General features: G+C 70.2%; 11 protein-coding genes. 2 read left to right on the top strand and 9 right to left on the bottom strand.

From position 1 onward, the window contains the following. Window position 1: 1 nt before the first annotated feature. The 3 genes from F0U63_RS39925 to F0U63_RS39915 all read right to left on the bottom strand — a co-directional run bounded on the left by F0U63_RS39925 (window position 2) and on the right by F0U63_RS39915 (window position 4,072). Entirely contained in the window at window positions 2-1,555 is a 1,554-nt protein-coding gene (locus F0U63_RS39925) for a hypothetical protein (protein WP_395838677.1), read from the bottom strand. 1 nt (window position 1,556) lies between these two features. Next, entirely contained in the window at window positions 1,557-2,771 is a 1,215-nt protein-coding gene (locus F0U63_RS39920; RefSeq protein ID WP_395838675.1) for a threonine ammonia-lyase, read from the bottom strand. Window positions 2,772-2,842: 71 nt separating this feature from the next. Further along, window positions 2,843-4,072, bottom strand: a complete 1,230-nt coding sequence (locus F0U63_RS39915) for a Glu/Leu/Phe/Val dehydrogenase (protein ID WP_395838673.1) — start codon at window positions 4,070-4,072, stop codon at window positions 2,843-2,845. A 64-nt stretch (window positions 4,073-4,136) separates the two neighbouring features. Here F0U63_RS39915 and F0U63_RS39910 point away from each other — a divergent pair, with 64 nt between their 5' ends. Beyond that, the gene (locus tag F0U63_RS39910) at window positions 4,137-4,622 is read left to right on the top strand and encodes a helix-turn-helix domain-containing protein (RefSeq protein WP_395838671.1); all 486 of its coding nucleotides are present in this window, start codon (window positions 4,137-4,139) and stop codon (window positions 4,620-4,622) included. Between the two features lie 21 nt (window positions 4,623-4,643). On the opposite strand, the gene F0U63_RS39905 is transcribed toward F0U63_RS39910, so the two are convergent. Beyond that, on the bottom strand, window positions 4,644-7,058 hold the full coding sequence (locus F0U63_RS39905) for a DEAD/DEAH box helicase (protein ID WP_395838669.1): 2,415 nt from the start codon (window positions 7,056-7,058) through the stop codon (window positions 4,644-4,646). A 69-nt stretch (window positions 7,059-7,127) separates the two neighbouring features. Here F0U63_RS39905 and F0U63_RS39900 point away from each other — a divergent pair, with 69 nt between their 5' ends. Continuing rightward, the gene (locus F0U63_RS39900) at window positions 7,128-8,213 is read left to right on the top strand and encodes an RNA polymerase sigma factor RpoD/SigA (RefSeq protein WP_395838667.1); all 1,086 of its coding nucleotides are present in this window, start codon (window positions 7,128-7,130) and stop codon (window positions 8,211-8,213) included. An 11-nt stretch (window positions 8,214-8,224) separates the two neighbouring features. On the opposite strand, the gene F0U63_RS39895 is transcribed toward F0U63_RS39900, so the two are convergent. From F0U63_RS39895 to F0U63_RS39875, 5 genes are all read right to left on the bottom strand, one after another. Then, window positions 8,225-8,611 (bottom strand): YkgJ family cysteine cluster protein, encoded by a 387-nt coding sequence (locus F0U63_RS39895; protein WP_395838665.1) that lies wholly within the window; start codon window positions 8,609-8,611, stop codon window positions 8,225-8,227. A gap of 89 nt (window positions 8,612-8,700) precedes the next feature. Next, the gene (locus F0U63_RS39890; protein ID WP_395838663.1) at window positions 8,701-10,590 is read right to left on the bottom strand and encodes an RICIN domain-containing protein; all 1,890 of its coding nucleotides are present in this window, start codon (window positions 10,588-10,590) and stop codon (window positions 8,701-8,703) included. Between the two features lie 267 nt (window positions 10,591-10,857). Continuing rightward, entirely contained in the window at window positions 10,858-11,712 is an 855-nt protein-coding gene (locus tag F0U63_RS39885) for a nucleotidyltransferase (protein ID WP_395838661.1), read from the bottom strand. Between the two features lie 109 nt (window positions 11,713-11,821). Continuing rightward, window positions 11,822-12,040, bottom strand: a complete 219-nt coding sequence (locus F0U63_RS39880; protein WP_395838659.1) for a hypothetical protein — start codon at window positions 12,038-12,040, stop codon at window positions 11,822-11,824. 118 nt (window positions 12,041-12,158) lie between these two features. Beyond that, window positions 12,159-13,709, bottom strand: a complete 1,551-nt coding sequence (locus F0U63_RS39875; RefSeq protein WP_395838657.1) for an MBL fold metallo-hydrolase — start codon at window positions 13,707-13,709, stop codon at window positions 12,159-12,161. Between the last annotated feature and the right edge of the window lie 100 nt (window positions 13,710-13,809).

Below are 13,809 nucleotides of genomic sequence, written 5' to 3'. Positions count from 1 at the left end.
CTCATCGGGGAGGAGGCTGACGCAGGGAAACCCCGCGCGGATGTTCAAAGGGCCGGCGCATGTCGATGAGGATGTCGTAGTTGCTCGGCGCGGCGAGGGCCTGTCCGGAGGTGAACCGGTAGAAGCGGCTCACATCCCGTTCCTGGGGAAAGCGCTCCTGCACCAGCTCCCGGAGCATCTCCTTGGCCACCCACTCGGCATCCACCGACACGGAGCCGAACTCGTCCAGGTAGCGGCGGGGGGCGGTGGTGTCGGTCTGTTTGGCGTAGCGCACGAAGACCCGGGGCCGGGCCTGGGGTCTCACCTGGCGCGCGCCCTCCTCCATGAGCGCCAGTTCCCGGGCCTGAGGCAGCGCGAACAGCTCGAGCGATTGCTGGTGGGCGAGGACGGCACTGGCCGCGACCAGGCCCCCGAGCAGGAGCGTCGCGGCGCGCGGGCCGCGCGAGGGCCAGACGCCGCCGAGGTTCACGAGCGACGCGACGAAGAAGACGCTCCACACGCCGGTGAGCGCGTAGATGGTGCGGTAGGAGGGCCAGCGCTCCCCGGCGAGGAAGCTGACCGAATAGGTGATGGCGGACAGCATCACCAGGCCGAGCACCCAGCGGCCCACGCCCCTGTGGCCCGCGCGCTGGAACTCGACGGCGAGCCCCGCGCCCAGGAGCACCAGCGTCACGCCCACCATGAGCCGATAGCCGTCGGGGGAGGGGGTGCCGGGGCTGCTGTTGAGCACGGACAGGGCGAGGGCATTGGGAAGCACATGGGTGAGCGCCCAGGCGAACTTGTCCAGCCAGTGCTTCTCGAACACCATCCGGACCGAGGGGGTGAGCCAGCCCAGCGCGAAGGCGAGCTTGGTGAGGCCGAACGCGAGGCCCAGCCCCAGACCCATGACGAGCAGGTGCCGCGCCAGCCAGTGCGCGGTGTCCCGGAGCGAGGCGTCGCGCCGCGCCACGAGGGCCGCCGCCACCAGCACGGCGTAGAACAGGCCACTGGCCTGATAGGTGAGCGTCGCCAGGGCCATGGCCCCCACCGCGGCGAGCCGCCATGCATGGGAGCGGGGAAGGGGTTGGGGCGGCCAGGGCAGGCCGCGCCGGGCGAGCGCGAAGGCGCCCACGCCCATCAAGAGGGCCGGCGCCTGGGGCCAGCAGATGCCCCAGTTGGCGATCACCTGCGCCGAGGGCGCCAGGGGCAGGAAGGCGGCGAGCAGGGCCGCGGGCGCCGGACGCCACCCCTCGCCCAGCAGGAGCAGGAACACCGAGGCGGCGAGCAGCCCGAGCGCCACGACGCCCAGCAACCGCAGCCCGCTCAGGCCGTCGATGTCGCCGGCGAGGCGCGTGGACAGCTCGAGCAAGGCGCCATACAGGGGCCGCCCTTGCGAGGCGCACACCCGGAAGATCTTGCCGGGCTCCATCTCCGCTTCCCGGAGGATGGCGTAGTCATCGCGCAGCCCGTAGCGGCGGAAGATGACGCTGGCGTAGGTGACGATGGGCAGCAGGCAGAGCAGGGCGGCCGTGCCCCAGACTCCGCGCCCGCGGGGGGGAAGGGAGGCGGTCGTCATCTCAGGTCTCTTCCGCGACTTGCCAGCCGTTCTGCGCCAGGCTCGCCATCAACTCCTCGATGTGGCCGCGTCCGCGCGTCTCCAGCGTCACCTCCACCGCCACCTCGCCCAGGCCCGTCCGGGAGAAGGCGCGGTTGTGGTAGATCTCCACCACGTTGGCGCCCTGCTGGGCGATTCCCGTCGTGAGCCGCGCGAGCATTCCCGGCCGGTCCGGCATGCGCACCACCAGCCGCACCAGGCGCCCGTCCTTCACCAGGCCGCGCTCGATGATGCGGCTGACCAGGTTGACGTCGATGTTGCCCCCGGACAGCAGCAGCACCACCTTGCGGCCTCGCGCCGAGGGAATCTTGCCGTTGAGCAGCGCCGCGAGCCCCGCCGCGCCCGCGCCCTCGGTCACCGTCTTCTCGCGCTCGAGCAGCAGGAGGATGGCGTTGGCGATCTCCTCCTCGTCCACCGTGACGATGTCGTCCACGTAGCGGCGGATCATCTCGAAGGTGTAGTCGCCGGGGCGCCGCACCGCGATGCCGTCCGCGATGGTGGTGCCCGGGGGCAGCTCCGTCACCTGGCCCGCGTCCACCGAGGCCTTCATGCTCGCGATGGCCGAGGCCTGCACGCCGATGATCTTGATGCGCGGGTTGGTCTCCTTGAGCGCGCACGCCACGCCGGAGATGAGCCCTCCGCCCCCAATGGGCACCACCACCATGTCCATGTGGGGGCACTGCTCGAGCAGCTCCAGACCGATGGTGCCCTGGCCGGCGATGACGCGTGGATCATTGAAGGGGTGGATGAAGACGCGCCCGTCGCGCTCCTGCAGCCGCAGGGCCTCGGCGTAGGCCTCGTCGAAGTTGGCGCCGTGCAACACCACCTGGGCGCCGTAGGAGCGCGTGCGCGAGGCCTTGATGATGGGCGTGCGCTCGGGCATCACGATGACGCTGGAGATGCCCTGGCGGCCGGCGTGGTAGGCGAGCCCCTGGGCATGGTTGCCCGCCGAGGCGGCGATGACACCGCGCGCCCGCTCCTCGGGCGTCAGGGAGAGCAGGGTGTTGAGCGCGCCCCGCTCCTTGAAGGCACCCGTGCGCTGCAGGTTCTCCATCTTGCAGTAGAGCGCCGCGCACGGGGTGATGTCCTTGAACTGCTCGGAGCGCGGGCAGGGGGAGCGGTGGATGGCTTCGCCGATGCGCTGCTGGGCGGCCTCGATGTCCTGGAGCGTGACCATGGGTGTCCTGTCGCGCCCCTTAGCCGATGCGCGGCCCGGGCGAAAGGGACGGGGGGTCATCCATGCGCCCGTCAGATGCCGCGCAGCACCGTGGCCTTGCCCACCCGTCCGATCGCCAGGATGTACGCCGCGGTGCGCAGGGGCACCTTGCGCGTGCGCGCGAGCTGGGCGACCCGGTCGTACGCCTCCTTCATCGTCCGCTCCAGCTCGGCGTTCACCCGCTCCTCTTCCCAGGACAGGTGCTGGAGGTTCTGTACCCACTCGTAGTAGCTGACCGTCACCCCGCCCGCGTTGGCGAGGATGTCCGGCACCACGAGCACGCCGCGCTTCTCGAGGATTTCGTCGGCCTCGGGCTCGGTGGGGCCATTGGCGGCCTCGATGACGAGCCGGGCGCGCACGTGGGGGGCGTTGGCGCGCGTGATGGCCTGGCCAAGCGCCGCGGGGATGAGCACGTCACAGTCCGAGGCGATGACCTCCTCGTTCGAGCACGCCTGGCCGCCGCCGAAGCCCGTCACGGTGCCCGTGCGCTTGACGTGCTCGAAGAGGCCGGGGACATCCAATCCCTGGGGGTTGTACACGCCGCCGTACACGTCGGACACGGCCACGATCACACCCCCGTCCTGCCAGAGCAGCTGCGCGGTGTGACTGCCCACGTTGCCAAAGCCCTGGAGGGCAAAGCGCGTGCCCTTCATGGGCAGGCCCGTGTCCCGGAGGATTTCCCGGGTGATGTAGAGCAGGCCGCGTCCGGCGGCCGAGTCCCGGCCCCGGGTGCCGTAGAGCTCCGGCGGCTTGCCGGTGACGACCGCGGGCGAGTGCCCGTGGTAGCGCGAGTACTGGTCCATGATCCACGCCATCACCTGGGGGTTGGTGTTGACGTCGGGGGCGGCGATGTCGCGGGTGGGGCCGATGAGGTCCTGCACCTGGTCCACGTACTTGCGCGTCAGGCGCTCCACTTCCTTCATGGACAGCTGGGTGGTGTCCACCGCGATGCCACCCTTGGCGCCGCCGTAGGGCAGGTTCACCACGGCCGTCTTCCACGTCATCAAGGAGGCGAGTGTCGCGCACTCCTCCTGGGTGATGCTGGGGTGGTAGCGCAGGCCGCCCTTCATGGGGCCGCGGCTGTTGTCGTGCTGGATGCGGTAGCCGTGGAAGGTGCGGATCTCCCCCGTGTCCAGCTCGATGGAGACCTGGACCTTCACCTCGCGCAGGGGGGTGGCGAGCAGCGTCTCGATGCGTTCGCCCACGTCCATGATGCGCGCGGCCCTGCGGAAGTAATGATGGATTCCTTCAACGGCTTGCATGGCCGGAGTGCTCCCTTGGGCGCGATACCAGCAACGGCGAGTCTTGCGCTACCATGGGTTGGTCATGCGCTCCAGTTCCCCGTTGGTGACGGACACGAGCGGTGCCCTGCGGGGATTGGCCCGCCGCATCCGCGCGCTGCGCGAGCGCCGGGGTCTCAAGCAGGAGGACTTCGCCGCCCGGTGTGGCATCTCGGCGAGCTTCGCGTCCCTGCTGGAGCGCGGCGAGCGCAGCCCCAGCTATGAGACCCTGGTCCAGGTCGCCGAGGCACTGGGCGTGCCCCTGGCCGACCTCTTCCGCGAGGAAGACGAGGACGCGGGGGCGCACCGGTTGGTGGACTTCGTCCGGAAGAACGCACTGTCGCGCCCGGAGGTGGACCGGCTGCTGGCGGTGGCGGAAGTGTTGTTCACCGGGCGCTCCGAGCCGCCACCTCCCGCCGCGCCGCCCCCGGAGTGCCGGGAGCCGGGTTGCGGCAAGCCGGTGCTGGCCCGGGAGCTGTGTGGTGCGCATTACCACCGGGAGCGCCGGGCCCGGGCGAAGGCCGTGCCCTGACGCGCGCTTCCGGTGGGAGGACTACTTGCGCCGGGCCCGCTCCAGCTTGAGCGGCTTGTCGTTGTGGGGCTTGCCCTGGAGCGCCTCGAAGGCGGCCACGTCCTCCTCGGCGATGAAGACGTAGGCGTAGGAGGGCTTGAGCTCCACGCGCTGCACCTTGCCCGCCGGGGCACCGAGCGACTCCAGGGCGGTGGTGAGGGCCGCCTCGTCCGCGACGTCGGAGCGGCCCAGGCCCACCCAGAGACGCGCCTGGCCGGGCACCTCGGGCGTCTCGGTGCGCTCGCTCCGCTCGGGGCGGGGCGGGCGCTCGCGGGTGCTGCGGGGCCGGTGCTTGTCCACCTTGATGGCCTTGTCGCCGTGGGACTTGCCGTCGAGCGCCTCGAAGGCCTGCGCCTCGGACTCGGGCACGTAGGCGTAGCCGTAGTGGCCGCGCAAGAGCGCCTTGTTCACCTTGCCCGCGGGAGCACCGGCGGCCTCCAGGGCGGCGATGAACTTCGCCTCGTCCAGGCCGTCGTCCGTGCCCAGGTTGAAGCGCAGCTTCGACTCGCCGGGGCCCGCGTCGGGGGAGGGCGGCGGGCGGTTCGGATCGCGCTCGCCGCGCGGCCGGCTCTTCTCCACCTTGAGCGTCTTCTCCTTGTACGGCTTGCCGCTCAGCGCCTCGAAGGCCGCCAGGTCCTCCTCGGCGACGAAGACGTAGGCGAAGCCGGGCTTGAGGTCGGCGCGCAGCACCTTGTTGGCCGGGGCACCTGCCTCCTCCAGCGCGGTGACGATGCTGCCGGGCCCGAGGCCGTCCTCGGTGCCCAGGTTGATCCACAGCTTCACCTCGCCCGCGGCGGCGTCCATGCGCGAGGGGCCGCGCTCGGGGCGCTCCCGGCGGCGCTTGTCGCCCCGGTCCTCCCGGCGCGACTCACCCGGGCCTTCCGCGCGGCGCTCGTCCCGGCGCGGGGGCCGCTCCCGCTCCTCGCGGCGGGGCGGACGCTCGCGCTCGGTGCGCTCGCCCCGCTCCTTGCGGCGGGGCTCGGGCGGACGGGCGGCGGGGGCCTCGCCCGCCTGCTCGCTGGCTTGGGCCTTCTCCATGCGCAGACGGCTGAAGAAGTACTTGAGCAGGAAGGCGATGAGGTCATCCGCGTCCGCGCGGCCCTTGAGCTGGGCGGCCAGGGGCAGGAAGCCCTCGAAGATGGAACTGGAGGCGGCCTCGCGGATCTCCCGCACGTGGCGCTCGGCCCACAGGCGCATGGCCTCCTCGGGCGCGGGCATCTCCTTCTTCTCGAACTTGATGCCGAACTTCTTCTCCAGCGTGGTGTACGTGGCCAGCTCGCGGCCGGAGAAGAGGTTGATGGCGGTGCCCTTGTTGCCGATGCGGCCGGTGCGGCCCACGCGGTGCAGGTAGACGGCCGGGTCCTCGGGCAGCGAGTAGTTGATGACGTACTCGAGGCCGGAGATGTCGATGCCGCGCGCGGCGATGTCCGTGGCCACCATGAAGGCCACCTCGCCCCGCTTCACCTTGGCCATCACCCGCTCGCGCTCCTTCTGCGGCAGGTCCCCGTTGAGCAGCTCCGCGTCGAAGCCGTTGCGGTTGAGCACCGCCGTGACGAGCGCCGTGTCATCCCGGGTGTTGCAGAAGATGATGGCGTTGCTGGGCTCCTCGGCCTCCAGCACGTAGATGAGGTTGCGCGGCTTGGGGAACGCGTCCGACACGTCGTAGCGCACGTGGTGGATGTGCTCCACGGTGAACACGTCGCCGGAGAGCAGGAGCGTCTCGGCGTTGGTGGTGTAGCGCGCGATGAGGTTCTGGATGTCCGTGGGCACGGTGGCGCTGAAGAGCAGCACCTGCCGGTCCTTCGGAAGCCGGTCGAGGATGCGGGTGACCTCCTCGTAGAAGCCCTGGTTGAGCATCTCGTCGGCCTCGTCGAGCACCGCGTGGGTGCAGCCGTCGAGCTTGAGGTTGCCGCGGTTGATGTGGTCGAACACCCGGCCAGGCGTGCCGACGATGATCTGCGTGCCCTCCTCGAGCGCGTCCTCCTGCTGCTTCATGGAGGCGCCGCCGTAGATGGCGGCCACGCGCACGCCCTTGTACTTGCCCAGGGCGGTGAGCTCCTCGGACACCTGGAGCGCCAGCTCGCGCGTGGGGCAGAGGATGAGGGCGCGCACGCGCTTGTCCTCCGCCGACAGCTTCTCCAGCAGGGGCAGGCCGAAGGCGGCCGTCTTGCCCGTGCCGGTCTTGCTCCGCACGATGAGATCCCTGCCCTCCACGACGGGCCGGAAGGCCTTCGCCTGGACGGGCGTGGGATGGGTGTAGCCGCGCTCGGCGATGCCGCGCCGCAGGGGCTCGGAAAGGTTCAGGTCATCGAAGCTGACGTCCGCCACGTACTCGGCGGGGCGGGACGAGGCTTCGGCAGTGTTTCCCGGCTGCTCCGGGGTATCGATGTCACTCATCAAGCAGGGGGCATAACCCCTGCATTACGCTGTGGCAACAATCGGAGCACTTTGCTTAAGAAACCCCCCATGGCGAATGGGCGGAAGAAAACGGCGGGGACAGGTTCTCGGAGCCGGGCCAAACGGCCCGCCGAGGCCCCCGCGCCCCAGGAATCCGAGTCGGTGGAGCCGGAATCGGTCGATCCGGAGTCCCTCGAGCCCGTCCTCGAGGAACTGGAGGAGGTGGAGGCCGAGGTGGAAGCCACCCCCGTCCCCCCGACGCGCGCCCTGGTGAGGGCGGGCGAGTCGGCGGTGACCCGGGCCGACCCCCTCCAGTCCTACATGAACGAGGTGCACCGCCACCCCCTGCTCACCCGGGAGGAGGAGGTGTCGCTCGCCCGGCGCCTCCGGGACACGGGCGACGTGCAGGCGGCGTACCGGCTGGTGGCTTCCAACCTGCGTCTGGTGGTGAAGCTGGCACACGAGTACCACCGCAACCCGCTGTCCCTGTTGGACCTGGTGCAGGAGGGCAACATCGGGTTGATGCAGGCGGTGAAGAAGTACGATCCCGAACGGGGAGTGAAGCTCAGCTCGTACGCGGCGTGGTGGATTCGCGCCTACATCCTCCGCTACATCATGGACAACTGGAAGATGGTGAAGCTGGGGACGACGGAGGCCCAGCGGAAGCTCTTCTTCAAGCTGCGCCAGGAGCAGGAGAAGCTGGTGGCGCAGGGCTTCGAGGTGACGCCGAAGATGTTGGCGGACCGCCTCAACGTCACCGAGCAGGACGTGGTGGAGATGGACCAGCGGCTGGGGCACGACGAGGTGTCGCTGGACGCGCCCGTGGGCGGAGACGACTCGACGGCGACCCGGGGGGACCGGATGCTGCCCTCGTCCTCGCAGGGGGCGGAGGAGCGGCTGGGCAACGAGGAACTGCGCGCCCTGTTCCGCGAGAAGCTCCAGACGTTCTCCCAGTCGCTCGAGGGCAAGGAGCGCTACATCTTCGAGCACCGGCTCATCTCGGACGAGCCGCTCACGCTCCAGGACATCGGCGACAAGTACGGGGTGAGCCGCGAGCGGGCCCGGCAGATCGAGGCCGCGCTCATCAACCGGATGCGCGAGTACATGCGCGAGCACATCCCGGACTTCGACCTGGTGGCGGTGCCCAAGAGCTAGGCCGGGCGTCTTCAGCGCCGGTGCCGTCCCCGGAAGTGCCGGTCCAGGTAGGCCTCCAGCTCGGGGCCCCGTCCGGCGCCCTGGGGGGCGAGCAGGGCGTGCGCCCCGTCCACCACGGCGAGGGCCTCGGGCAGGGACACCTCGCCCTCGGCGAGCGCGGAGAAGAGCTGGCAGTGGTAGCGGCGGCAGCCCTCGGGGCGCGCGGCGTAGGCGGTGCAGTGGCGTCCGTCCAGGGCCGCGCAGCGCTGGGGCAGTACGCTGGTGCCGTCCTCGCGCTCCTTCACCGGCAGGCCGAGCGCCCGGAGCGGGGCGGCCTCGGTGCGCTGGAGCGGCACGTGGGTGAAGAGCGTGCCGTCGCAGCACAGACCGCAGTGCAGGCAGAGCGTGGACAGGGACATGGTGAGCCCCTGGTAACACGGCGGCGGCGGGCTCGCCCGGGGTCCTCGGACCGGCGGGTGAGCCCCTTACCGCCCGGGCGTGCTTCCGGTTACTGCTGGAGCGTCCACTGTTGGTTGGAGCCGCCGTTGCAGCTCCACTGGCGCACCTTTGCCCCGTCATTGAGCGAGGAGGCGTCGACATCGGCGCACTTGGCGCTGTTGGCGTTCACGACCGTGTAGCCCCCGCTGCTCAGCGCGTTCAGGCTGAAGGTCTGGGCGCTCGTGGTGTTGCAATCCCACTGCTGGATGGTGGCGCCGTCCGCGGTGCTGGAGTTGCTCACGTCGACGCACTTGCCGCTGTTGACGTTCACGAGGTTGAAGCCTCCGATGACCGCTTGCAGGCGGAAGGCCTGGGCGTTCGTCCCGTTGCAGGTGTACTGCTGGAGGGCGGTCCCGCTCGTGGTGCTGGAGTTGGGGACGTCCAGGCACTTGCCGCTGTGCTTCGCGACGAAGCGCACGATGGAGCCATCCTGGGGACCGGGCGGGGTGCCACCGCCGGGCAGCGTGCCGTCCGCGCAGGTGTTGGTGCCCGTGCCGCCGTTGGGGAAGGAGACCTTCACCGTGGCCTTGGTGCTGCTCTGCGACACCACGGTGATGCTCACGCGGTTGTCGGGATCCGTGAAGGTGCGGCCCGCGGTGAGGCGGGGGTCGCGGTGGGTGTTGGGGTAGTTGGGCGCGAGGTCCAACAGCAGGGGCCGGGAGTACAGGGCGCTGGAGGAGCGGAAGTCCTGGGCGACGTTGATGTGCACGCCCGTGTTGACCTCGGGCGCGCCATCCGGCCCCGCGTTGAAGGTGGCGAGCGCCGGGTTGCGGTACTCCACCCAGTAGTAGAGGGGGTTGCTGCCATCCTTGTCGCCGCCGGTGGAGATCTCCAGGGCCTGGATGCCGGTGGAGGACGTCTGGATGGGCACGAGGTCATACGTGGCGTCGCGCGAGGCGCGCACGATGTTGCACTTGTTCAGCCAGCCCATGGTGGACTTGTGGAAGGCATCCAGGTGCCCGAGTCCGCCGCCCATGGTGTTGAAGCGGTTGCCGTACTCATCGGGGCTGCAGGTGGCGAAGGGATCGCGCCGGTAGGCCACGCCCGTGCCGCAGCGCGCCGTGGGCGAGTGGTTCATGCCAAAGCCATGTCCCATCTCGTGCGCGAAGGCGTTGGGATCCGTGCACGTGTAGAGGCTGCCCTGGCCGATGCCCGGCGAGGACGACGTGGGCGGATTGCCAATCCACGCGAGGCCGCAAGCGCAATCGCTGAAGCCCGGGTTGTTGGGAATGACGAAGGCCACGTGCGCATAGACATCCAGGTTGATGCCCTGGCTCTTGGCCGCCGCACGCGCGGAGCTGTTGATGACATCCAGCGCGCAGCTGGTCGGCTTGGGCATGTTCAGCGGCGCGAGCGCGTCGCCCTGGACGGTCCAGGAGCCGTAGGAGAGCTCCTTGTAGTACGCGGTGACCGTGTCCAGGCGCTGCCGGGCGGTGGCGGTGTCGATGCGCGCCGTGGTGCCCGGGAACACCAGGGGGAGGATGGCCACCCGCGCCGTCTTCGCGGTGCCGCCCGCGAGGGCGTCGCGCGAGGTGGACAGGCCCTCGGACGCCGGGGTGACGACGTCGAAGGAGTGCACCGAGAACTGCTCGCCCACATGGCCCGAGCGGCCCACGCGCTCACCGCGGACGATGAGGCGGTCTCCCGGCTTCGCCGTGGGCTCGCCGTCGAACTTCAGCTCGAGCGTCGTGCCGTCTCCGGCCACCAGGCCGTACCCCAGCTGGTGCGAGCCATCCGCGTTGTCCACGGCGAACATCCGCAGCTCGCCCTCGTAGCTGCCCGCCTCGTCCATGCCCGCGCATCCCAGGGACAAGCCCAGGGTCAGGGCCAGGCCCGTCCGGCCCCAGCGGTTCATGCGCGAAACAATGGAAATACCTCGTGCCACGCCAATGGAAGGCATGCCTGTCCCCTGTGTCTGGGTTGAATGAAGTCTCTCTACCTCATTCCCAGTCTAGGCAGGAACAGGAAAACGAGTTTTTAATGAATGTCGCGAATTAACCCGAAAAAACGACCGGCCCTCTCTGTCTTGTCTTGTCCGGGGGGTTCTCTCGTGGCTGGAGTTCTCGCGGCGGAGTGAAGTTCGCGGCGATCGAAACGATTGCGGAAAGCACGACAGGCACACCCGGGTGGATGTGCCTGTCGGAGGACCGCGGGCCGAGGTGCGCGCTCAGGGCTTCTTGTAGTCGCGGAAGGTAGGCACCTCTTCCACGCGGGCATCGGTGTAGTTCCAGTGCTCGACGTCCACGCGGTACTGGCCCTGGGCGATGAGCATGCCCCGGCAGAGCTTCTTCTTGTCCGGCTCGTTCTGCTGACGGCGCGCCCGGTCGAGCAATTCCTCCCAGACCCATTGCGGCACGTGGTCGCGCTGGCCCGGGTAGCTGAAGCGGTAGAAGGTGACGTGGGCCAGGAGCACTTCCCAATGTGGCTCGAAGCGCATCATCAGGTGCTTCCAGTCCATCTGCTTGCCGCGCGCGAGGATGAGGTGGTTGATGTCCGTGCCATCGAAGCGCTCGCGCTCGCAGACGAAGGCCTTGGACCAGATGATGTCCTCGGGCGGCGCCACGAGGATGGGCAGGCCGTGGACGACACCGGACTGGGCCCGGTCGATCCACAGGTCATCCACCACCGCCACCCCGTTGCCCGAGCTGAAGATGAGGTCGGCGAAGTACTCGTCGTTGGCGTACGCCTTGGCGATCCACACGGGGTCATGCATCTTCGTCTGGAAGGACATGCTCGACAGGGCTTCCATGGCGCGCTGCACGTGCTCGCGCTTGAGGAAGATGTCCAGGTCCTTGGTGCTGCGATAGATGCCCGTGTAGACATGCAGCGCGTAGGCGCCCGCGACCACGAAGGGAATCTCCGCGTTCTTGAGCGTGCTCAGGGCCAGCAGGTGCGCGCCCCGCTCGATGGGGGTGCGTTGGTCCGCCTGCATCGGCGGAGGCGCCTTGCTGGGCCGCTTCGACTGCTCGTCCTGTGCTTGCGTGGTGTCCTGCCCAGCCATCTGGGTGTCGATGTCGCTCATGGCACGCCCTCGGTTGTCCTATCGGCAAAGGTGGGTCCGGGGGCGACCGAGCGCAGAGCGGCGGAGAAAACCTCGTCTGGCGGGCTGCCCCCCTGGCGAGCAGCCGCTCTCAGGTTTGCGCCCAGAGGGCGGCGCCCGGCTCCGCTCCGGCCACCTGCCGCTCGGCGTGGCGATAGGCCAGGGCCTTGGAGGTGGCGTCGACCTTCATCTGCTCCCCGCGGGGCCCATGCAGCTCGAGATGGTACTTCTGCTCCCGCTGCCCCTCGTTCGCGATGCTCCACCCGGCCTGCCGGATGTGCTTCTTGCACACGCGCTGACGACCCTTCATGTCCCGTCCCCTTTCGGAATCGAATGACCGACGAGGCTTCAAGGTCGATCCGCTTCCCGGCGCGTGCAGCACGGAGGGTGAAGCGCGAGGCTCGGGTGCTTGCTCCCCGGCCCGGCGCTCAGTCCCTTCCCGGCTCGGGCGGAGCACCGAACGGCCACTGGAAGCGGGGGTACTGCAGGCGCTCGGGGGATTTGCGGCCCCGCCACGCCAGCGCCTCGCCGGGACGCAGCAGCAGGGCCCTGGGCCCGTGCCGCTCGCGCCGGCGTACCTCTTCCAGCCGCTCGGGGTAGGGGTCCGCGTCCGGGTTCTCGTCCTGGGTGCTGGCGCCGCTCACGGGCTCGCCCGGATAGCCGGGGTAGCGCGGGCCCATTCCCTCGCGCCAGTACCACGGGGCGCCGCCATCCGCGCAGGGCACCACATAGCGCGCGCCGAGCAGCTCGCCGTAGCGCAGTGCCTCCTCGGGGCCGGCCATGAGCCGCTGGGGCCGGGTGAGCGCGTCCACGGGCACGTCGACGAGGTAGGCGTCCAGCGTGGTGTAGCCGAAGAAGAGCGGCTCGAGCCGGAAGCCGCGCACCCCGCAGAAGAGCACGTCCACGGGCGCTTCCTCGCGCAGCGCGCGGCACACGCCCTCCATGTCTCCGCGCACGTCATGCCCCGCGTCGGCGAAGAAGGCCGCGGAGAAGCCCGGCGCGCGCAAGAGCCACGTGTTCCCCTCGTTGAAGAGCCCCGGGTACAGGCCCTCGCCATCGGTGGGCTGCTCGCCGTGGAAGGGCAGGGCGCGCACGGTGATGTCCCCCACCAGGCGCTCCTCGCCCCAGCGCAGCGGCTCCACCCGGGTGTAGCCCAGTTGCCGCAGCCGCAGGGCGCAGTCGGTGGAGAAGAGGCTCTCGCGCGCCACCGTGGGCACGAAGATGCGCGTGTCGCGCGGCAGTTGCAGCAGCGAGCCCAGGTGGAAGTGGTCCCCATGCGAGTGGGTGATGACGACCGCGTCCACCGGCCCGATGTCCCTGGGCTGCATGGGCTGGTAGTCCGCCCGGTCCAACGGGTGCGCGGGGCGGAAGTACGGGTCTACGAGGACGCGTGCCTTCGCGCTCGCCACCAGCACGGTGTTGTGGCCGACGAAGAGCGCGCCCGGCGTGGGCACCTCCACCGGCGCCTCGTGGCGCACGAGCCAGCCCGCGTCGGACAGGTCCGCGAGCAGCTCACCCGCGGCCGGCAGCGCCGAGAGGGCCCGCAGCTCGGCGGCGGTCGCCCCGCGCGCCAGCGTCGCGAAGAGCTCGGCGAGCGCGGGCCACTCGCGCGCCTTCACGGGGAAGTCGAGCCCCTGCTCCTCCTTGCGCAGGTGCAGCACGCGGGGCGTGTGCCGGGTGGCGTCGGGAAAGAGCACCTCGTGCCGCACGGGACGCCGGCCCAGACGGCGGCGGCCCTCGGTGCACAGCGCGGCGTAGCGGGGCGTGTCCTCGAGCCAGCGCACCAGGGCGCGCGCCTCGCGCAGGGCGCGCTCGGGGCCGAGCTTCGCGAGTTGTTGCTTGAGCGCGAGCTGGGCCCGGCGCACGGGACGGGAGGTGGGGCCCTGGATGCTGCAGCCCAGGTCCTCATGGTGCTCGGCCTCGGTGCGGGCGGAGGCGAGCACGGCGAGACTGACACCACGGTGCAGGGAGAGCGGCATGAAGTTCGTGGTCCTACCAGGACGATGATACCGGTGCGGGCACGGCGAGCGGACTGCTTGCCCACCCCGCGCTTTCCGATGATGCTCCGCGCCAGACCGG

The sequence above is a fragment of the Cystobacter fuscus genome, from assembly GCF_044360685.1.
GTDB lineage: Bacteria > Myxococcota > Myxococcia > Myxococcales > Myxococcaceae > Cystobacter > Cystobacter fuscus_C.
The sequence above is the reverse complement of the archived record's forward strand: the minus strand, read 5'-3'. Positions and strand labels throughout refer to the sequence as shown.